Annotated in this window: 18 protein-coding genes; 4 read left to right on the top strand and 14 right to left on the bottom strand. The window is 50.1% G+C overall.

Translation table 11 applies throughout. The features are described 5' to 3' along the window. Window positions 1-398: 398 nt before the first annotated feature. The 8 genes from ACO0LN_RS29875 to ACO0LN_RS29840 all read right to left on the bottom strand — a co-directional run bounded on the left by ACO0LN_RS29875 (window position 399) and on the right by ACO0LN_RS29840 (window position 9,585). The gene (locus tag ACO0LN_RS29875) at window positions 399-1,124 is read right to left on the bottom strand and encodes an amino acid ABC transporter ATP-binding protein (protein WP_422980336.1); all 726 of its coding nucleotides are present in this window, start codon (window positions 1,122-1,124) and stop codon (window positions 399-401) included. Between the two features lie 20 nt (window positions 1,125-1,144). Beyond that, complete coding sequence (locus ACO0LN_RS29870; protein ID WP_422980334.1) at window positions 1,145-1,834, bottom strand: amino acid ABC transporter permease; 690 nt, start codon at window positions 1,832-1,834, stop codon at window positions 1,145-1,147. A gap of 2 nt (window positions 1,835-1,836) precedes the next feature. Beyond that, window positions 1,837-2,589, bottom strand: coding sequence for an amino acid ABC transporter permease (locus tag ACO0LN_RS29865; protein ID WP_422980332.1), 753 nt, complete (start codon window positions 2,587-2,589; stop codon window positions 1,837-1,839). 120 nt (window positions 2,590-2,709) lie between these two features. Then, on the bottom strand, window positions 2,710-3,657 hold the full coding sequence (locus ACO0LN_RS29860; RefSeq protein ID WP_422980330.1) for a transporter substrate-binding domain-containing protein: 948 nt from the start codon (window positions 3,655-3,657) through the stop codon (window positions 2,710-2,712). 205 nt (window positions 3,658-3,862) lie between these two features. Beyond that, complete coding sequence (locus ACO0LN_RS29855; protein ID WP_422980328.1) at window positions 3,863-4,759, bottom strand: amino acid ABC transporter substrate-binding protein; 897 nt, start codon at window positions 4,757-4,759, stop codon at window positions 3,863-3,865. Window positions 4,760-5,187: 428 nt separating this feature from the next. Then, window positions 5,188-6,474, bottom strand: coding sequence for a Glu/Leu/Phe/Val family dehydrogenase (locus ACO0LN_RS29850; RefSeq protein ID WP_162060822.1), 1,287 nt, complete (start codon window positions 6,472-6,474; stop codon window positions 5,188-5,190). Window positions 6,475-6,734: 260 nt separating this feature from the next. Beyond that, window positions 6,735-7,706 (bottom strand): LysR family transcriptional regulator, encoded by a 972-nt coding sequence (locus ACO0LN_RS29845; protein WP_422980326.1) that lies wholly within the window; start codon window positions 7,704-7,706, stop codon window positions 6,735-6,737. Between the two features lies 1 nt (window position 7,707). Beyond that, entirely contained in the window at window positions 7,708-9,585 is a 1,878-nt protein-coding gene (locus tag ACO0LN_RS29840; protein WP_422980324.1) for an ABCB family ABC transporter ATP-binding protein/permease, read from the bottom strand. A 273-nt stretch (window positions 9,586-9,858) separates the two neighbouring features. On the opposite strand from ACO0LN_RS29840, the gene ACO0LN_RS29835 reads away from it, so the two are divergent. Beyond that, complete coding sequence (locus ACO0LN_RS29835; RefSeq protein WP_422980322.1) at window positions 9,859-10,539, top strand: acetyltransferase; 681 nt, start codon at window positions 9,859-9,861, stop codon at window positions 10,537-10,539. On the opposite strand, the gene ACO0LN_RS29830 is transcribed toward ACO0LN_RS29835, so the two are convergent. Further along, window positions 10,514-12,094 carry a glycosyltransferase gene (locus ACO0LN_RS29830; protein ID WP_422980320.1) on the bottom strand — a complete coding sequence of 527 codons (1,581 nt, stop codon included), beginning with the start codon at window positions 12,092-12,094 and terminating at the stop codon, window positions 10,514-10,516. The genes ACO0LN_RS29835 and ACO0LN_RS29830 overlap by 26 nt on opposite strands. 219 nt (window positions 12,095-12,313) lie before the next feature. Here ACO0LN_RS29830 and ACO0LN_RS29825 point away from each other — a divergent pair, with 219 nt between their 5' ends. Together ACO0LN_RS29825 and ACO0LN_RS29820 are read left to right on the top strand one after the other, a co-directional pair. After that, window positions 12,314-12,733, top strand: a complete 420-nt coding sequence (locus ACO0LN_RS29825; protein WP_422980318.1) for an acyl-CoA thioesterase — start codon at window positions 12,314-12,316, stop codon at window positions 12,731-12,733. 8 nt (window positions 12,734-12,741) lie between these two features. Then, complete coding sequence (locus ACO0LN_RS29820) at window positions 12,742-14,319, top strand: alkaline phosphatase D family protein (RefSeq protein WP_422980316.1); 1,578 nt, start codon at window positions 12,742-12,744, stop codon at window positions 14,317-14,319. Between the two features lie 70 nt (window positions 14,320-14,389). Here ACO0LN_RS29820 and ACO0LN_RS29815 read toward each other — a convergent pair whose 3' ends face one another. The 3 genes from ACO0LN_RS29815 to ACO0LN_RS29805 form a co-directional block, all read right to left on the bottom strand. Beyond that, entirely contained in the window at window positions 14,390-16,066 is a 1,677-nt protein-coding gene (locus ACO0LN_RS29815) for a long-chain fatty acid--CoA ligase (RefSeq protein WP_422980314.1), read from the bottom strand. A gap of 319 nt (window positions 16,067-16,385) precedes the next feature. Further along, window positions 16,386-18,482: a molybdopterin-containing oxidoreductase family protein gene (locus tag ACO0LN_RS29810; protein WP_422980312.1), complete on the bottom strand. Its 2,097-nt coding sequence runs from the start codon at window positions 18,480-18,482 to the stop codon at window positions 16,386-16,388. A 218-nt stretch (window positions 18,483-18,700) separates the two neighbouring features. Next, entirely contained in the window at window positions 18,701-19,618 is a 918-nt protein-coding gene (locus ACO0LN_RS29805; protein WP_422980310.1) for an NAD(P)-dependent oxidoreductase, read from the bottom strand. 147 nt (window positions 19,619-19,765) lie between these two features. Here ACO0LN_RS29805 and ACO0LN_RS29800 point away from each other — a divergent pair, with 147 nt between their 5' ends. Next, window positions 19,766-20,305 carry an acyloxyacyl hydrolase gene (locus tag ACO0LN_RS29800; RefSeq protein ID WP_422980308.1) on the top strand — a complete coding sequence of 180 codons (540 nt, stop codon included), beginning with the start codon at window positions 19,766-19,768 and terminating at the stop codon, window positions 20,303-20,305. Between the two features lie 124 nt (window positions 20,306-20,429). Here ACO0LN_RS29800 and ACO0LN_RS29795 read toward each other — a convergent pair whose 3' ends face one another. Both ACO0LN_RS29795 and ACO0LN_RS29790 read right to left on the bottom strand, forming a co-directional pair. Beyond that, window positions 20,430-20,756 carry a hypothetical protein gene (locus tag ACO0LN_RS29795; protein WP_422980306.1) on the bottom strand — a complete coding sequence of 109 codons (327 nt, stop codon included), beginning with the start codon at window positions 20,754-20,756 and terminating at the stop codon, window positions 20,430-20,432. 526 nt (window positions 20,757-21,282) lie between these two features. Continuing rightward, window positions 21,283-21,466, bottom strand: a 184-nt coding sequence (locus ACO0LN_RS29790; RefSeq protein ID WP_422980304.1) for a hypothetical protein, incomplete at its 5' end; no start/stop codon positions are given.

The raw sequence follows: 21,466 nt of genomic DNA, 5'->3' as shown, positions 1-21,466 counted from the left end.
GAAGCTGTCGGCGATTTGGTTCAGTGTCAGGCCTTGTGCCATCCAGTAAGCCAGACCATTTGGATCTGCAGGACGGTTGAAGTAGGCGATGTAAAGCTTTTGGATGTCTGCTGCTGTGTTTGCCATTGCGTGCTGTCCTGTTTAATTGTTATTAATACAAAATGAAATAATTGAGAAACTACTTTTCAGTGCATTTTTTAGCGATGAAAGATTAGCACGGCAGGACTCTTTTACCTGTGACGCAAATCACATTTCCCGCTGTTTTACAGAGAATAAGACCATAAAATGAAAGCAGCCCTGAAATCAGGGCTGCTTTTCAAATCAAACATCAAACCAGAGGGCAAATTTCAAACAAATGCCGTGGTGCAATGTATTAAAAGTCAGGCATTAACCAGATATTAATGAATGATTTTTGCCAGGAAATCACGTGCACGGTCTGAGCGTGCATTGTTGAAGAATTCATCTTTTGAACAATCCTCGACTATCGCGCCCCTGTCCATGAAGACAATGCGGTTTGCCACTTTCTTGGCAAAGCCCATTTCATGCGTAACCACCATCATGGTCATACCTTCTTGCGCCAGCCCTACCATGACATCCAGCACTTCATTGATCATTTCAGGATCCAGCGCAGAAGTTGGCTCATCGAACAGCATGGCGATCGGGTCCATGGACAAGGCGCGGGCAATAGCCACACGCTGTTGCTGACCACCGGACAACTGGCCAGGGAATTTGTCTTTCTGGGCAATCAGGCCGACGCGGTCAAGGTATTTGAGACCACGTTCAGTCGCTTCTTCTTCTGAACGTCCGAGCACTTTGACCTGGCCAATAGTCAGGTTCTGGCGTATCGACAGATGCGGGAACAACTCAAAGTTCTGGAACACCATGCCTATGCGTGCACGCAATTTGGACAGATTGGTTTTAGGATCGCCAACAGAAACACCTTCTACCGTGATCTCTCCTTTTTGGAAAGGCTCCAGACCATTGACGGTCTTGATCAGAGTGGATTTACCGGAGCCGGACGGGCCGCAAACAACCACGACTTCACCCTTGGACACTTCGGTCGTGCAGTCAGTCAACACCTGGAACTGACCATACCATTTACTGACATTATTCAATTTAATCATTTCAAATCTCCACAATATTCTTAACGTATGATCGCCACTTTTGCTTGCAACTTCTTCACGAGTGAAGACAAGCCAAAGCACATGACGAAATAGACAACCGCTGCGAAGGAATACATTTCCACCAGACGGCCATCACGCTGCGCCACTTTGGCTGCAGAGCCAAAAAAGTCAGGAATGGACAAGATCGATACCAGTGACACGTCCTGGAACAAAACGATTGTTTGGGTAAACAATATAGGGATCATATTGCGGAATGCCTGAGGCAAGACAATATTACCCATGGTTTGCCAGTAGTTCATGCCCATGGCATAACCGGCCCAGATCTGGCCACGCGGAATGGACTGTATGCCTGAACGCATGATCTCGCAGTAATAAGCTGCCTCAAACATGACAAAGGTGATCAGGCAAGAAGAAAAAGCACCCACAGGCATAGGTTCACTGTCGCCCATTATCCAGGCACCAATATAAGGCACCAGGAAATAAAACCAGAAAAGTACCAATACCAAAGGGATGGAGCGCATCAGGTTGACATAACCGGAGGCGAACAGATTGATCAGCTTGTTGCTAGACAAACGCATCATCGCCAATAAAGTACCGATGACGATACCGCCTGTCATTGCCAGGAAGGTCAGCTTCAGTGTAAACACCATGCCGGTCTGGAACAGATACACCCAGGAACGCTGAATGACATCAAAATCAAAATTACCCATGTTTAGTGCCCTCCACTATTGGCTGAACCAGAAGTAATGAAACCTGGTACGCGCAGTTTCTTTTCCAACAAATTCGACATCAGGATCGCAATCACAGACACGATCAGATAGATGATGGTGGCAGCACTGAATGCCTCAAAAGTCTTAAAAGACATTTCTTGCATGGAACGTGTACTTGCCATCAGTTCTATCAAACCGATGGACAAAGCCACCGAACTGTTTTTGATGATCGCCGCCACTTCATTGATCAGTGAAGGAATGATGATGCGAAATGCCATGGGCAACAGCACATAGCGGTAAGTTTGTGGCAGTGTCAGACCCAGTGCCGTACCCGCCATTTTCTGACCACGTGGCAGAGCATTGATACCCGTTGATACCTGTACCGCCACCCTGGCTGAAGTAAAAAACCCCAGGCTCAGTACTGCCGTGACGAAAGGTGCATTCGGCAATTGTTTAAGTGCCGTGCCCCACGCTTCAGGCAAGACTTCAGGGAAAACAAAGTACCAGAGAAACATTTGCACGATCAGTGGAATGTTCCTGAATAATTCCACATAGGCATTTGCCAGCCTGACTACCCATTTGTTTGGCGCTGTGCGCAATGTTCCTATCACCAGGCCCAATGCCAAAGCAATCACCCAGCCCAAACCTGCTGTCGCCAGTGTCCACTTAAGACCAGCGATCAGGGATTCAAAATAGGTTCCCGTTCCATCGGGCGCAATGTCCCAAAAGATATTCCAATTCCAGTTGTAATTCATATTCTCCTCCTGTGCAGCGCTTTCAGTCCGCTTTTTGCAAGATGATGCATACATGGTCTTGCAAAAGAAAACGGGAGGTGCATCCCCCCGTTTTGTCGGACTACCTTACCTTGCTATGTATTATTTTTTCTTGTTCAAAACGGCTTTTTGAGCCTCTGGAACAGCAGCATAAGCAGAAGGTTCACCTGAATCTGTAGGCTTGGCAGCAACTACCTTGAGCTGATCAGACATAGGCCAGTTCAAGGCAATGCCTTTAGGTGGAATAGGTTGCATGAACCATTTATGGTAGATGCGGTTAACATCACCAGAAGTCAGTACATTGCCTATCGCTGTATCAACTACTTTCTTGAATGGAGCATCGTCTTTACGCAGCATGATGCCGTATGGCTCAACTGACAGTGCTTCCTTGCTGATTTCATAGTCAGCTGGATTTTTTGAGTTGGATACTTGTGAAGCCAGCAGGATATCATCCATGACCCATGCTACTGCACGGCCAGTTTCAACCATCAGGAAAGCTTCTGCATGATCCTTGGCTGGCAAAATATTGATGCCCAGATTCTGGTCTGCATTCAGCTGTGTCAGCTGTTTCAGGTTGGAAGTACCTGAAGTCGATACCACAGCCTTGCCTTTAAGGTCAGCCAGGGTTTTAACGCCAGAAGATTTTTTTGACAGAATACGGTTAGCGGTCACAAAAGTGGTCGGTGCAAACGCAACCTGTTTTTGACGTTCTACGTTATTGGTTGTAGAACCACATTCCAGATCGATCGTGCCATTGGCCATCAAAGGTATACGGGTAGCAGAAGTCACCGGATTCATTTTGACGTTCAGGGAAGACAAACCCAGTTGCTTTTGTACCGCTGTCACAATTTTCATGCACAGGTCGATGGAATAACCTTGATAAGACTGCTTATCGTCCAGGTAAGAAAAAGGGTTGGAGGAATCACGCACGCCCAGGGTGATGGTTCCTGTATCCTTGATTTTTTTCAGCGTACCAGTTTCCTGCGCCTGTGCTGCACCAGCTACCAGGCCAGCACCAACCAAAGCTACCAACAATTTCGAAAATTTCATACTGTCTCCAAAAAGTTAAATCAAAAAATCATGGCTTTGAGTTTAACAAAAACCCTCAGCAAATTACCGTTTTTTTCAGTCGGTTTAATACGTATTACTACTTATATGTTGCTAAAAAATTAGACAGCCATCAATGCTAACAGATCAGATAAATTCCACCACCGCAATACTCTTTCTATCTGCTGGCAAACGCGGAACCAGCCTGTTAATCCGCAACCTTGTCCGTAGGGAAACGGATATTATCGCGCAACAGGAAATTCATGGGCATGTTCAGGTTTGCCCCTTTTGGGGGCACAGGCTTACGGAACCACTTGTCATACAATTTGGTGACTTCGCCATCACTCATCAGGCGCGCCATTTCACGGTCCAGCAGATTCTTGAATGCAGGATCATCCTTGCGCAGCATGATGGCATAGGGCTCGGTAGATAATGAATCGCCTACCACAACGAACTTGCTGGGGTCTTTGGCATTGGCGCGTTGCCCGTACAAGAGCACGTCATCGACGGTAAAGGCATCTGCTGCACCACTCTCTACCATGCCAAAGGACTCATTATGATCAGCGCCTTCCAGCAATTTCAAATCCAGGCCCCTGACCTTGTCACGGTCATTGAGCAGCTTGACGGTCGTAGTCCCCTTGGAGGTCACGACTTTTTTACCCTTGAGGTCAGTCCAGTTTTTGATACCGGAATCGGTCCGGACTATCATTTTTGCGGTGGCAAAGAAATGGGGGATAGTGAAGGCGACCTGCTTACGGCGCTCTGCATTATTGGTGGTTGAACCGCATTCCAGATCAGCCTTGCCCTCAGCAATGGCAGGAATACGTGTGCTGCCTGTCACCAGAACATAATTCACGTTGAGTTGGGGCAGCTTGAGTTCTTTTTTTATCGCATCGACCAGTTTCAGACAAATGTCCATGGAATAGCCGATGGGCTTCTTGTCATCACCAAGATAAGAAAATGGAAAAGACGCTTCACGGTGCGCGATGGTCATCGTGTGCGTCTCTTTGATGCGTGCAAGGGTATCCGCGGCTAATGAAAGCGAGGAGCACATGACTAGCGCACAGGGCAAGCCAGCCTTTACTATCCATTTCGAAACTTTCATATGATCCCCTTTGAACTTAATTCAGGATGGTAATGATAAAGCCCAACAAAATTCAACAGAAAAATTCACATTTAACAAAATATTATTCGGTTTTTTTGACAATTCACTCTTGCAAAGATTTCAAAAACAAGTATGCAATTATTGTTCCATACTCTTGCACCACCTTAACCAGATTAAACTAAGCCTTGATGACACTGATATATTCAACTGCAGCACCTGTGTTTAGATAATCTCACAATGCCTTTACAACGTCCTGACTCAGAAAAAGCACTCAGGAAACGGACTCTTTTAAACGAAATCAAACGAAATAAATGCGTATGCGACGCAAATATGGCCCGTCTTTAGCCAAATCCACATCGCATCACACCTCATCTGCATGATTGATCACCTATCAGCATAGGTGATCAATAGCTTATTACAATTCCAGATTATGGATACAAGCCGCGAACTTCACGCGCCTGCAACACTCTGGAGCAACCGATGATAAATGCTGCTGTACGCAAGGAGACGTTTTTGTCTTCTGTCACCTGCCATACAGAATTAAAAGCTTCCTTCATGATGCGGGTCAGACGCTGGTTGATTTCATCTTCAGACCAGAAATAGCTGGAGAAATCCTGTACCCATTCAAAGTAAGACACAGTCACACCACCGGCATTGGCGATCACGTCTGGCACCACCAATACACCTTTGTCGCGCAAAATATCATCTGCTTCTGGTGTGGTCGGGCCATTCGCGCCTTCGAGTATGATTTTGGCGCGGATCTGGTCAGCGTTTTTCAGGGTGATCTGTTGTTCCAATGCTGCCGGGATCATGATATCGCAGTTCACGGCCCAGAATTCATCATTTGGCAAAACAGCTTCTATGCCTTCAAAACCGGCAACACTGCCTTTGGCTGCCACGTGATCCAGCAGTTTGTTGACATCAATACCATTCGAATGGAAGATCGTGCCACCGTGATCTTGCACAGCCACGATCTTGGCACCTGCTTCTGCGAACAAACGAGCAGCAATACCACCTACATTACCAAAACCCTGCACGGCAATTTTTGCACCAGCAATGCTCAGACCACGCTTGGCTGCAGCTTCGCTACCGACCACGAATACACCACGGCCAGTCGCTTCACGACGGCCCAGGCTACCACCGAGGGAGATAGGCTTGCCAGTGACTACGCCAGTAGCAGTACGGCCTTCATTCATGGAATAAGTATCCATCATCCATGCCATGGTTTGCTCATTGGTGTTCACGTCTGGTGCCGGAATGTCTTTGTCCGGGCCAATGATGATGCCAATTTCAGAGGTGTAACGACGCGTCATGCGCATCAGTTCGCCACGTGACAAGGTTTTTGGATCAACGCGGATACCACCTTTTGCACCACCGTAAGGCACGTTCACCGCGGAGTTCTTGATCGTCATCCAGGCAGACAAGGCCATCACTTCTGATAGCGTCACATCCTGATGGAAACGCACACCACCCTTGCCTGGGCCACGGGAGGTATTGTGCTGTACACGGTAGCCTTCAAAGTGGGAAATGCTGCCGTCATCACGTTCGATAGGCACATCGACGATGAGGATACGCTTGGGGCGCTTCAGGGTTTCTACCCAGCGCGACAAATGGCCAAGGTAAGGAGTAACGCGATCAATTTGCTCAAGGTAAACTGACCAAGGACCGGTCTCAGTCGGGGTAAGATAAGACGGTATCTGGTGCTGGCTGGACATTATATGACCTCTTGAATGTGGTTTGAACTGACTTGCAAATCTTGCATTTTCAGACAGGTCTTTCACCCGCGCTGAAAGCAGACGCATAGTAGTCTTTTCGCTTTGAGATCAGCCAATGCTTTGTTTGCATGAATCTATGCATGAAATGCATAACCATGTAGTGGCCTTATGATATGTCCGGCCTGATGCCCTGGCTCGCTACCGCACTCCTCTCTTGATGTTTTCAATTTAGCAAACCCGCGCAGAATCCGTGCATAATATCAACTACTGCGACGGCTCTTTCCTTGCCGGTTTTTTCCCTGACTTTCTTCTGTCTGCAATTGCTCCAGGTATTCCCACAAACGTGAAACGATGGCCTTGCCCGGTCTTTGTATGGATGGCCGTTCACGGTACAGGCGGATTTCCATATTCACTTCCCAGGCACCACTGCCATCATCGGCACGTGCCAGCTGCTTTTGCTTGACTTCGCGGGTCACCGCAGACTCTGGTAGAAATGCCACGCCACGGCCTTCCAGCGCCATCATTTTCAGGCCTTCTGCCATATCGGTTTCATAGCATTTTTCCAGATGCAAAGGCTGGCGTGTGTCATTCAAAATCAGATCTACCATGCGCCCCAGATAGGCATTGTTGGCATAGGCCAAAAAGGGTAATGGTGTTTTTTCTGTCCCTGGCAAACGCAATTCAGGCACGCCATGTTTGTCGCATCGCGTGTAGGCGCGCACGGTCTCTGTACCCATGCTGATCATGTCGTACTGACTGCTATCAAGCAAGAGTGGCTGACGCGGATGGTGATAGCAAAGCATGAGATCACAACCACCTTCCACCAGGGTCATAACGGCATCATGCACATTCAGTGCCAGCAGGCGGCTGTTGATTTCACCAAAGGCCTGATCCAGGCCTGTCAGCCAGCGCGGCACATAAGTCAGCGACAAGGTATGCGGGACGGCAAAATCCACCGTGGTTTGCGTAGTGGTGCGCTTGCCGCGCAACAGCGCGCGGGCATTATTGATTTGCCCCAGCATAGCGATGGCCTGCTCATAAAAAACTTCACCCGCATGCGTCAAACGCGTTGGGTAGGAAGTGCGGTCTATCAGATCGCTGCCCAGCCAGGCTTCCAGCGATTGTATGCGGCGTGAAAAAGCCGGTTGCGTCACATGGCGCAATTCTGCAGAACGGCTAAAGCTGTTGGTCTCTGCCAGGGATACGAAATCTTCCAGCCACTTGGTTTCCATTTTATGCGCTCACGAGTTCAATTTCATCGGCTTCGTCATCATCTTCAGCCATATCTTTTTTCTTGCTTTGCTGCCTTTCCCACATGCGCGCATAAGCACCGTGCAGAGCCAGCAAATCATGATGAGTACCACGCTCTACGATATGGCCTTTATCCATGACCAGTATCTGCTGTGCATCGACAATCGTCGATAATCTGTGGGCGATGACGAGGCTGGTGCGGCTGCGCGCGATGTCTTTCAATTGTGCCTGTATCAATTGCTCAGACTGAGAATCAAGTGCTGATGTAGCCTCATCAAAAATCAGGATGGACGGATTCTTCAGCAAGGTGCGGGCAATCGCCACGCGCTGTTTTTCACCGCCTGATAATTTCAAACCACGCTCGCCAACCATGCTGTCATAACCGTCGGGCAGCGACTCGATAAAATCATGAATATAGGCAGCCTTGGCAACCGCAATAATCTCTTCTTTACTCGCCCCTGGTTTGCCATAGGCGATGTTGTATTCTATGGTGTCATTGAACAGCACCGTGTCTTGCGGGACGATGCCTATTGCCGCCCTGACCGAGGCCTGTGTGACGTTGCGCAAATCCTGTCCATCGATGGCAATATGGCCAGACTGAATATCGTAAAAACGGAACAGCAAACGCGATAAAGTTGATTTACCAGAGCCGCTATGACCAACCACCGCGGTGGTCGTGCCGGGGGCAATCGTAAAATCTACATCAAACAAAATCTGGCGCTTTTCTTCATAGCTGAAATTCACATGCTGGAAACGAATTTCTGCGCCATTTCTGTGGTGTACCTGTAGCGCTTGTGCAGCGGCATCATCAGCCACTTCGCGGTTCTGGTCGAGCAAGGAAAACAGCCTTTCCATGTCGGCCAGGCTTTGCTTGATTTCACGGTACAGGACACCGAGAAAATTCAAGGGAATATATAGCTGTATCATGAAGGCATTCACCAGTACCAGGTCACCCAGACTCATGGTGCCATCAATGACGCCTTGGGTCGCGCGCCACAGTATCAGGGTCACGGCAGTGGCGATGATCATCGATTGCCCTGTGTTCAGCAAGAACAGACTGCTTTGCGATTTGACGGCAGCAGTTTCAAAACTTTTCAGGCCTACGTCATAACGCTGGGCTTCATATTCTTCATTACCAAAATACTTCACCGTTTCATAGTTGAGCAGCGAATCGATGGCCTTGGTATGCGCCTTGGAATCGAGCTCATTCATGGTACGGCGAAAATGCGTGCGCCATTCGGTGACGACAATGGTGAATACGATATAGGTCACCAGTGCCGTCGCGGTAATCACACTGAACCATTTATCGTAATGAGTACTCAGATAAATCAGGACCAGGGTAATTTCGAGCAAGGTAGGAACGATGCTGAACAGGGCATAAGAAATCAGCGAAGAGATCGCCCGCGTACCACGTTCTATATCACGTGTAACACCACCGGTTTGCCGGTTCAGGTGAAAACGCAAAGACAGGGCATGCAGGTGGCGGAACACTTGCAAGGCTATCGTGCGCACTGCCCTTTGCGTGACCTTGGCAAACACGAACTCGCGCAACTCTGTGAACAGGGTTGTCGATAAGCGCAGGGCACCATAGGCGATCAGCAATGCCACTGGCAGAACCATGACGGCAGCCGGATGGGCGGGACTAATGGTCATGCTATCAACCAGTTTTTTCAAGATCAGTGGCACACCAACATTGGCCAGTTTGGCCGATACCAGAAAAGTCAGCGCCAGCAAAACACGCCACTTGTAGGCCCACAGATATGGCAACAGGGTTTTGACGGTGGACCAATCACCGCGCTGGGCAGGATTGCTGACCGGAGCAGAGGGAGAGGGATGACGAACGGATTCTCGGCGTCGCATTAAAGATGTACTCGTATGAAGGTTGAATGGGCTTGTCAGAACTGGCAAGCCCAGTACTGACGTGAATTGGCAATTCAACAAAATCGCCCCGGCTTCTGGCAGGCGACAGAGAGAACAACACATCATGCAAAAACTGCATAAGGAAAATTATAGGCCATAAATCAGATGTTCATCGGCCATCGCTCGCTGGCTATCGTACAATTTGCATTTCGTCACCACCACGCAGGTATACTGTGGCGGGAATGCCCCAGGTACAAAGTAGAAGACTACAATATGAACAAGAATAAACTCGTGATTTTTGGCAGCAGCAATATTTTGTCTGACTTGTTTGATTGCGCCCTGGCCCATGGCCTCACCGTATCTAAAATTGTTTTGCATTTGCCAGAAGCACCAGGCGAGCGTGATATCCCCCTGCAAGACCGGATTGCAGGATGGGCACAATATGGCGCGACACCTGAAGTCATCAATCTGGCTGATTTCATCCCTGCTGATGATGAACTTTATATGCTAGGGCCGACAACGCCCACCCGTAATGCGCTAGAGCAGGAAATTCTGCAGCGTCATGCTGGCCTGGAATTCCATACCCTGATACACCCGCGTGCCTTTGTATCGCCTCTGGCAACATTGGCCCCGGGCGTTTTTGTCGGAGCCAATAGCGTGATAGGCCCCGGTGCCGTGATAGGTCGCCATGTCTTTGTGAACCGCGGTGTCACCATAGGGCATGACACCCATATTGGTGCTTTTTCACGGGTGCAGCCAGGCAGCAATGTCGGTGGTTTATCGCGTATAGGGCATAGCGTCACTGTAGCCATCGGTGCGACCCTGATAGAACGCCTGCGCATAGGCGAGCACGCCTTCATCGGTGCTGGCGCTGTCGTGATCAGCGATGTTGATGCGGGTGCGCTGATGGTCGGTAACCCTGCCAGGTTCAAGAAGTCTGTGCTGCCATCCTGAGATGAAACCGCTGTAAAGCCAGTTCGCAAGCCCCCTGCAAACTGGCGGCCGCCTTGCTCAAGTCCAGGTAATCATCAAAATGCTTTTGCATGGCGAGGCCAGCAGTTTTTCTGGCATCAGGATTGTTTAGCCACCGCATCAGCGTCTGGAAATATGCCTGCAAGTTTGCCTGTGCCGCATTACCCAGTTTGTCACCACCGTCCGAACCCTGCAAACTCAGTGCTGGCAAGCCCAGCGCCATTGCTTCTGCAACGGCAAAACCGCCGCCCATCATGGGTGGGTTGATATAGACATCGCAGCACGCCAGGTATTTGACGGCATCCGTACAAAAGGCGACACAGCCTACCTGCTCCGCACTTGCAGTCTGCAAGGCTGTTGGCATGACACCACTGCCACCGATGATCAGCCACTGCACGTGGGGATTTTCATTCAATACTTGCAGCATGGCCCTGGCCCATGCACCCTGTATCCTCGATTCACTCTCATTGACGAGCGTGATCAGTAGCAGTTTGTCTTGTGCCAGCCCCAGAGATGCGCGTGTGTGATTACCCTGGATCTCTGGCCTTTGTACACGGTAAGAATGATGGTAAGCCTGGCTGGCCGGGAAAGCCGTAGTCCATTGCGAAGCCTGTAAGCCGTCCAAGTCTTGTTGCGCAGTCAGCCAAACATCGGCGGGTGACATTGGCGACAGGGAGTTGATGCCCAGACTGAGTACCGGACGGGCTGGATAAGCTGCTGCCGCCAGCCCCGCATACAGACCAACAAACATGACCAGGTCAGGGTCAAAAGAGGCAAGCGAACCCAGCAGGCTTTTCCATCTTTGCAGCAGCGAAAAGCGCGTATCGCCGGTCATGACTTGCCCGCCCCGCCCCAGGTATTTGTCCCAGCCTGCGGTGACAAACTGTGGCTCGGGTGTATAGGAACGGCTGCCGAGATAATGCATGAAATCTGGCCCCAGCATTTCTTGCGCTGAATACAGCACGACTTCATAACCTAGCTGGCGCAGGTTTTCTGCCTGTTGCAAGGCCATCAGCGTGGGTGGATGCTTGATATTACTGACAAAGGGTGCGATCACTGCTACCTTGCGTACTTCGTTGATGACACGCTGTTTCAACACCTGCGCGGGTTGCACCTGCTGCCATATCCACGAGTTAAGACTAGCGGCAATCGCAGGCAGCGCCAGTTCCTGTAGCCTTTGCTGAAAAGCCTGGCGACCAGGAATATCAAGCAAGACTCTTTGCCAGCTGTATTGCAAAAAAGTGACCATGCGGTCGGCATCAAAGGGTTGCAGACTCAGGGCAATTTGTCCGGCCTGTTGCAAATATTCTGGCCTGCCGGTCAGCATGTCGAGGAAAGTAGCACGGTAAAACCCGGGCAAGTCAGTGGCAGCGACATTCGCCAGCAGGAATTGCTCAAGTTGCAGCGTCAGCGCCGGAGTAGCATGACGGCGCATCAGATCGACCATCTGATGCCAACAATGGCTGGCTGTGGGGTTGGCTACCGTGCGCAAGACCACATCGTCGAGCAGTCTTAGTTCTTCGTGTTTTACTTCCATTGGCTGTTCTTTATGTTTTTTCCACCAAAATTAGCGGCCGTACCAGCCAGTCTGCTCTATTCTGGCTCATGAAATTACTACATTGTCATCAACTTCACAATATATCACCCTGTAAGTCGCTGGCAAGCCACTTGCTTTGCTCAGTCTGCATTAAATCTGGTTTAAGATTTGCCTGACCATCTTCTACTCATCCTACTCATTCTATTCTGCAAAATTATTATGACTGAACAAATTTCCAACGGCTTGCCAGCCCACATGCCTACCCTCAGGGTCATGCCCATGCCCGCAGATGCGAATGTGCATGGCGACGTATTTGGCGGCTGGATCATGTCACAGGTCGATATTGCCGGCGCCATCCCTGCGGCACGCCGTGCCAATGGCCGCGTTGCCACTATCGCAGTAAATTCTTTCCTGTTCAAGCAACCGGTATTCGTTGGCGACCTGTTGTCGTTTTATGCCGAAGTCGTCAAGGTAGGCAATACCTCGATCACGGTATCGGTAGAAGTGTATGCCGAGCGCAACCGTTTGCAGGCTTCGACCGTCAAGGTCACTGAAGCAACGCTGACTTATGTTGCCACGGGCGACGACCGCAAGCCACGTCAAATTCCACCATTGGAAGACATTACCAGGGTGAACTGAGTATTTTTATGAAGTTAACACGTCGTTCGTTTTTACAGCAGTCCCTGCAATTCACTACTTTCGCTGCACTGTCACAGGCTTTCCCAGGTTTTGCCGCCGAGCGCACCAGTGTTTATCCTTTCAGCCTTGGGGTAGCCTCAGGCTCGCCGCGACATGACAGCGTAGTCTTGTGGACACGCCTCCTCCCTGAGCCACTGAATGCAGCCGCCCTGTCCGCCATTCCCTATAAGCTACGCTGGGAAATTGCCGAAGATGAGCAATTCAACCGCATTGCCGGCAAAGGTGAAACCCATGCCTTGCCTGAGCTCGCGCATAGCGTGCATGTGGATGTCACTGGCCTGCTGCCAAATCGCTGGTACTGGTACCGCTTCATGCTGGGTGATGCAGTCAGCCCGGTAGGCCGCACCCATACGGCACCGGCTGCCGATGCATTGAACGTCAATCTGCGGCTGGCCGTGGCGTCTTGCCAGCACTGGGAGTTTGGTGAATATGCGGCGCACCGGCATATTGCTGCCAGCAATCCTGATCTGGTGGCATTTCTGGGAGATTATATTTACGAGTGGGGGCCTTATGATTTACGCCACCCTGGCAAGCCGCGCAACCGCGAGATAGAGAGTTTCAGCCTGGCCGATTACCGTGCCCGTTATGCACAGTACAAGACCGATCCGCAATTGCAGGCTGCCCATCATGCGGCACCATGGATAGTCACCTGGGACGATCACGAGATCGCCAATGATTATAGCAATGACAGGGACGAGCGTCTGGACGTGAACTTCATGCTGCGTCGTGCTGCTGCCTACCAGGCATTCTATGAGCATATGCCAGTACGTTTGCATGCTGGCCATACCGACTTCGTCAATATGCGTATTTATGAACGTTATGACTGGGGCAGGCTGGCGCGCTTCCATGTACTCGACAGCAGGCAATACCGCTCGCACCAGGTATGCCCCAAGCTTGGCCGCGGTGGTTCGAATTCTGTCACCAATGCAGAATGCAGTGAGCGACTCGACCCTAGCCATACCATGCTGGGCATGGAACAGGAGAGATGGCTGGCGCGCGGCTTTGCCAGTTCAAATGCGAAGTGGAATATGCTGACCCAGCAAACACTGATGGCGCAATCTAGCCAGACTGTGGTCAATCAGGAAGGTGATGGCAAATTCTGGACCGATGGCTGGGACGGTTATCCCCTTGCCCGCCAACGCCTGATGGAAGACCTGCAAAAGCACAAACCTGCGAATCCTGTCGTGATTTCTGGTGATGTCCACACTTTTTATGCAGCTAATCTGAAACGCGATTTTTACAGCAAGGCATCGGCCAGCAACCCCATACTGGCGACAGAGTTCTGTGGCACTTCGGTCACCTCAAGCTCACGTCCGCAAGAGCGCACTGAGCAATACGTAGCACAAAACCCGCATATCAAATATGGCCGCAGTGATAAACGTGGATTCATGCTGCTTGATCTTTCACCGACCAGGATACAGACACATTTCCTGGCGCTGGATGATGTGGCGAAAGCAGATTCCGGTATTTCCACACTCAGGAGTTTTGTTGTTGAAGACGGCAGAACGGGTGTGGTCGTCGCATAGCCGCCAGGCTCAGGCATGCAATAAAAAAGGAAGGCATTGCCTTCCTTTTTTATTATCAAGAGCCAGGTACTCAGGCTTTTTTCTCGTCACGTAATTCGCGACGCAAAATCTTGCCCACATTAGTCTTAGGCAGCTCGCTACGGAACTCTATGTACTTTGGTTTTTTGTAACCAGTGAATTGCTCCTTGCAATAATCCATAAGCTGATCGACTGTCAATGCTGGATCTTTGCGCACGACAAACAATTTCACGGCCTCACCAGAGTTTTCATCCGGCACACCAACGCAGGCACACTCCAGTACGCCCGGATGCATGACGATGACTTCTTCAATTTCATTAGGATAGACATTGAAACCAGATACCAGGATCATGTCTTTCTTGCGATCGACGATCTTGGTATAACCGCGTTCGTCCATGATGCCAACGTCACCGGTTTTAAAGAAACCATCTGCCGTCATGACCTTGGCAGTTTCTTCAGGGCGGTTCCAGTAACCTGCCATGACTTGCGGGCCACGGATGGCGATTTCACCGCGTTCACCCAGAGCAACCGGGTTGCCGTCATCATCCAGGATGGCAATTTCTGTAGAAGGAATAGGCATGCCTATGGTGCCAGAAAATACTTTGGTATCAGCCGGGTTGGCAGTGGCAACAGGTGAAGTCTCGGACAAGCCATAACCTTCGGCAATGGCGCAGCCAGTGGTCGCCAGCCATTTGTCGGCCACGGCTTTTTGCACGGCCATGCCACCGCCACTGCATATCTCATAACCTGAGAAATCCAGTGCAGCAAAACCTGGATTGTTCAGCAAGCCGTTATACAGGGTATTCACCGCCGGGAAAATATTCACTCTGTATTTGCCCAATTCCTTGATGAAGCCAGGAATATCACGCGGATTAGGTATCAACAAATTCAAGGCACCGATGCGGGTACCAAGCAGGCTGCAGACCGTCAGCGCAAAGATGTGGTACAGCGGCAAAGCACAGACAATGACTTTCTGTTCATCAGTATGACCAGCCATGCTGGGTGACAGCCAGGCATCGTTTTGCAGGATATTGGCAACCACATTTTTATGCGACAGCGTCGCCCCTTTGGAGACACCGGTAGTGCCACCGGTATATTGCAGGAAGGCCACATCATCATGGGTAGTTGTCACAGGTGTGAAACGAGTACCTGCAGCTTCAGACATCACTTTATTGAAGCGGATAGCGTTAGGCAAAGAAAATGCAGGTACCATTTTTTTGACATGGCGCACGACAAAATTGACGATAGTCCCTTTCAAGCCGCCCAGCATTTCACCCATATTGGCAACGACAATATGTTTGATTGCCGTTTTGCTGAGTACCTGCTCCAGCGTGGTGGCAAAGTTTTCGAGGATGAAAATGGCTTCTGCACCAGAGTCCTTGAGTTGATGCTCAAGCTCACGCGGGGTATATAGGGGGTTGACGTTAACCACCGTGTAACCAGCACGCAGAACCGCTGCCATGACGACAGGATATTGCAAGACATTTGGCATCATGATAGCAACGCGTGCGCCTTTCTTCAGGCCCTTGCTTTGCAACCAGCCTGCCAGTTGCCTGGACATGGTATCGAGTTGGCCATAGGTAATACGCTTGTCCATACAGGCGTAGGCATCACGGGCAGCATACTTCTGAAATGACTCGTCCAGCATTTGCACCAGGGATTGATACTGGTTGATATCAATTTCTGCCGGTACGCCTGCAGGATAGTTTTTCAGCCAAATTTTATCCATATCTTCTCCGTCTCCTGTGATTGTTGTTTTATGCCTTTGCCTTGCACATCTTGCTTTGGGTCTCTCACTTTGCGCCTATCACTACGCACGGTGTAATTGCACAAAGACAAGCCTTGCAGGCATGGGTTTCCTAGTTTCGATGCTATCGGCTAAGTTCGGCTAAAGCAAGCGATTTAAAGCCTACTTGAAAGCATCCTCTAGGGAAATGTCGCAGCGCAACAAATCTGCCTTGGAAGATTTTGCCTGCTTTTGATGTGCAACAATACCAGCCTGTCACAGTTATGACAGGCTGGTGATACACGATGAGGGCGATGTTGATTTATGCAGCAGTAGTCTGTGCACACTTCTCAACTTGTACCAGCAAGTCGTAGAAAGTAGGGCCACCGCCCATATCAGTCAGGCGCTGGCTGGTGACTTCGTTGGCATTCTTGTGATCGCCTGCAAGTTTTTTCCACCAGATGGACAAGCCCACCACCAGGCCTGGCCTGGCTTTGTCGGTAACGCGGGCGATGGCTTCAAAACTGCCCCTGTCATTGAATATCCTCAACTTGTCGCCCTGTACGATGTGACGACTGCTGGCATCTTGCGGATGTATGTCCAGATGCGGTTCACCCTCTGTATCACGCAGGCTTTGCACATTGACGAACGTGGAATTCAAAAAATTGCGCGCTGGTGGAGATATCATGGCCAGCGGATAACGTGCTGCCAGCGCTGCATTCGATGCCACCGATTCATAGGGGGCTATGTAAGTGGGCAAGGGGTCTAGCCCATCTCGCTTCATGGTCTCGCTATAAAACTCGCATTTGCCAGACGGCGTGCCAAAGCCTCCATTGGCAAACGGTGCGTCTGCTACCTTCAGTTTTGCCCAACCGGTTTTCTTTAATGAAGACCAGTCAAAATGCACCGCATGCGCATGATTTTTATTGAAGGCCAGTGCGGCGATATCATCATCACTGTCTGTAAAACAGGCATCGTCAAAACCCATGGCCCTGGCAATCAAACGGAAAATCTCGGTATTCGGTTTGGCTTCACCAAGAGGAGTAATCGCAGGATTATTCGCCATCATGTACAGATGGCCATAGGTGCTGTGAATGTCCGTGTGTTCCAGTTGCGTCGTTGCTGGCAATAATATGTCGGCATAGTCTGCAGTATCAGTCTGGAAGTGTTCCAGCACGACCGTGAACAGGTCTTCACGCGCAAAGGCTTGCGCGACTTTGGAGGACTCAGGCGCGATGGCGACAGGGTTGGAGTTATAGACTATGACGGCGTCCACTTTGGGGCCAAACTCTGCTGAGACCTCACGCAATAAATCATCACCTATGGTGCTCATATTGATGGTGCGGCGAGGGAAACCTTCAGGGAATAAATCCGGTCTTTGCAAGGCTGCAGTATTTTTGGGGAAGGCATCAGACATCGACAATTGCGTGCCGCCCGCAGCATGACGCCATGCACCTGTCAGCGCAGGCAGACAGGCGATGTTACGCACGGCCATACCGCCACCATGCACCCTTTGCACGCCATAGTTCATGCGTATCATGCTGGCTTCGCCCCGCATGCCGCATTCGCCATATTCTTTGGCGAGTTGCACGACTTCATCGGCGCTGATACCGCATACTTCGGCAACGCGCTCCGGTGTCCATTCTGCAACCCGTTCACGCAATTGTTCAAAGCCCAGGGTATGTTCTGCGATGTAATCGTGATCGAGCAAATCCTCACGTATCAGAACATGCATGAGACCGAGCGCCAAGGCAGAATCAGTACCCGGCAACAAGGCGATATGCTGATGGCATTTTTCTGCGGTCAGTGAACGGTAAGGGTCAATCGCAATCAGCTTCGCACCATTGCGCTTGGCTTCCTGCACGCGCATCCAGAAATGCAGATTGGACGCGATAGGGTTGCCACCCCACATGATAATCAGTTTGGCATTCTGGGTATGTTCTATGTCTGCGCCCTGGCGCGTACCTACGGTATATTTATAGCCGACGCCACCCGCTGTCGCACATATAGTGCGATCCAGAAATGAAGCACCAATCTTGTTGAAAAAGCGCATTGCCATACTCTCGCCCTGCACCAGGCCCATGGTGCCAGCATAACTATAGGGCAGGATGGACAGAGGATTACTGGCAGCCAGCGGCTTGAGTTTTTCAGCGATGGTCGCAATCGCTTCCTCCCAGGTTATGCGGACAAACTTGCCCTCACCTTTTTTGCCTATGCGTTTTTGCGGATAAAGCAGACGGTCAGGATGGTAAGTGCGTTCTGCATAACGCGATACCTTGGTGCACAATACGCCCGCCGTCGTCGGATGCAAGGGATCACCTTTGACTGAAGTAGCGACGCCGTTTTCTACAGTCACGTGCAGGGCACATGTGTCGGGGCAATCATGCGGGCATACGGCTTTGACGATATTGCTGCTCATAGTAATCCTGGTTCAATTATTTATTTACTACTACTGTGCTTGATACTTTGCTTGCCTCTTGCTCGCATCTTCAATTAATGCCACATTAGTGCTGCATTAAGGCATTGGGCATTGCATCTGATTATTGCATCTATCTATTGCACCTATCTTATTCCAGAGTCTGTTATGACTACCGATACACAAACGCTGTTTTTCTGCGCATCAGCAAAGATTCATTTCTACTCTGGCAATATATCCTGCTTGTCACTCAAACGCTTACCCGGATTCTTATGTTCCAGTGCCAGCAAAGCCGCAGAATGATCAGCATGCGGATAAACGGGCAGCAAGCCGCGATAGACATCCGTCACCAGTTTGGTGATCGGCAAATCAACGCCCGCATACTGTGCAGCGATCAGGATATTTTCCATATCCTTGGCCTGGCTTTTGACCTGCCCACCAGGCATGAAAGTTCTGTCCAGCATACGCTGGCCATGTACTTCCAGTATGCGGCTCTCGGCAAATCCACCTCGCAATGCCTGGCGTACCGCCGCAGGATCAGCACCACCTGCCTGTGCCAGCAATAAAGCCTCGGCCACAATATTAATCGTTGCGCCAACTATCAGTTGATTACAGAGTTTGGCCAGTTGCCCTGTTCCTGGGTCACCCACGCGTTGTGGCTTGCCCATGGCAGACAATACCTGTACCACCTCTGGATAAACTGCTTCATCTGCACCCGCCATGATGGCCAGGCTCCCCGCTTCCGCACCAATGACCCCACCAGAAACCGGCGCATCGATAAAATGCACACCCTGTGTTTGCAGCAAGGCATGCAGCGCTTGTGCCTGCGATTGCTGTATGGAACTCATATCGATGACGATACTCCCGGCGCGTAAGGCTGGCAGGATTTGTGCGATCACACCTGCCACCGCATCGCCATCTTCCAACATGGTAATCACAATATCCGCATTGGATTGCTTGACACCCAGCAAGGCCGCTTCGGCTACGATACCGCCATCTGCCGTGAGCGCTTCTGCTTTTGTGCGGGTGCGGTTCCATACTGTCACTGGATACCCTGCAATTAACAAGCGGCGCGCCATGGGCTTGCCCATTAAACCAGTGCCCAGAAAAGCGATATTTGTTTCAGATACTGTCTTCACACTGATCCTTTAATGCGGATATGATTGGCGGAACTTAATTGTAAACGCTAGCTCTTAGCAGCATATTGCAAGACATTGCTACAATAGGGGCTGTGGTTTTATATTGATGCCCCATTGATTCCTTATTTTCACCTGAAAGCCCTTTTTATGTGCCTGCGTATCTCATCTTTAATCGCCGTTGCCGTCACCGCCATGTGCGCCAGTTCATCCGTATTCGCCATTGATACTGTTTCGCTGGAATTTGCCACTGGAAATAAAACCAAGATGCTGCGCCTTGGCCTGCAATCCGCTTGGTCCAACCAATGGTTTTCCTCCAATGGCACACACGTCGGTGGCTACTGGGACTATACCCTCGCGCAATGGCGTGGCAGTAATTTCGAAGGCAAGGGCGGCACACAGAATTTGGCAGATATTGGCGTTACTCCCGTCTTCCGCTTTCAAAATGATAGCAAAAAAGGCGTCTATGGCGAAGCTGGCATAGGCTTGCATATGCTGTCAGAAATCTATGACAACAACAACCGCCATTTTTCGACCAACTTCCAGTTCGGTGACCATATCGGCGTCGGTTATGTCACCAAGGACGGCTGGGATTTGAGTTTCAAGATCCAGCATTATTCAAATGGTGGCGTTAAACATCCAAATCCTGGTGTGAATTTTGCGGTGTTGAAGGCTGGATACGCGTTTTAAGGTTTTGAGACCTCATCTGCAGAGGCTCAGAAAAAACAAAAGGCTGCGTCTTGTATGCAGCCTTTTTCTCAACACCCTCTCAACATACTGGCGTGCAGACAAAGTTTAAGGCAATTTGTATTAATTACAGGTCATGGACAATGTGATTCCTGATACCAAGTTCGTTCAAACGCTGAGCCAACACACGTAACCCATGCAAGCCCATTGCAATTTCTGAATGCTTTGTAGTATGCAAGTGCCTGATTTCAGTGTACGTAAAATGTTGATAGAGTTCACGCTTTAAAAAATAGAGCTGCTTGGCTGACAAATCTTGCACCTCAATTCGTAAAATGGGCTCTTGCTCAACGCCATCAGGAAATCCCAGCATTGGTGTTCCGTTCGTTTCAAATCCAACGCACTTGCCTTCTGCAGCAGCACGATCAAAGTCTTCCTGCTTATCTACCCAATGCACTTGTTGATTGCAGCTGTCGCAATATCTTGTTTTGTGACTCTCTGTTCGAGTCAACTCGTCCCAGGTCTTTGGGCAAATGAAGGATAGATTGCACTTAATCATTTGAAATATCTGAGTTACTTAGACTGTGTAGCAACAGAACAGTATACTGAATTTCAAAGGAGTGACGAGATAAGTGAGCCTCTTGGTTAGTCAACGAACACCGCTGGAGCGCCAGCCCGGTGGCCTCCTGCCTGCGCTGGAGCGACGATGTTAAGTTTTCACGTTTAAACACGTGCATGCGGATGCAAAGATTTGAGCGACAGCTTCGACAATGGTAGCGATGCTGGCAACCAGTCGCACAGGTTGTAAGAGAGTTGCTCTCAAATTCGTCGCTCCAGCGCAGGCTGGAGCCCAGTGTCGTTGGTTGACGGGCCGTGCGGTGAGGAAGAGAACGTTTCAGCAATGGGGAAATGGAGAACCTGAGCCCCAGAGTAAAAGCAGAAATTTCTCTCTATTCTTGCCTTTCTCAGTGCCCCTCTGTGTCTCAGTGCCTCTGTGTTGAGAGGTCTTGACGTAGTTTTTGTTTGCTACGGCCCGATGCATTTCCGTTTTTGCAAAAGCAAAACCCCCACTCAAATAAATGAGCGGGGGTCTGCGGAATAAAAGCCTGACGATAACCTACTTTCACACTGGTTGCAGCACTATCATTGGCGCGTAATCGTTTCACG

It is taken from the genome of Undibacterium sp. TC9W, from assembly GCF_049339865.1.
Lineage (GTDB): Bacteria > Pseudomonadota > Gammaproteobacteria > Burkholderiales > Burkholderiaceae_D > Undibacterium.
Note: the sequence above shows the minus strand (reverse complement) of the source record. Positions and strands in the feature narration are given on the sequence as shown.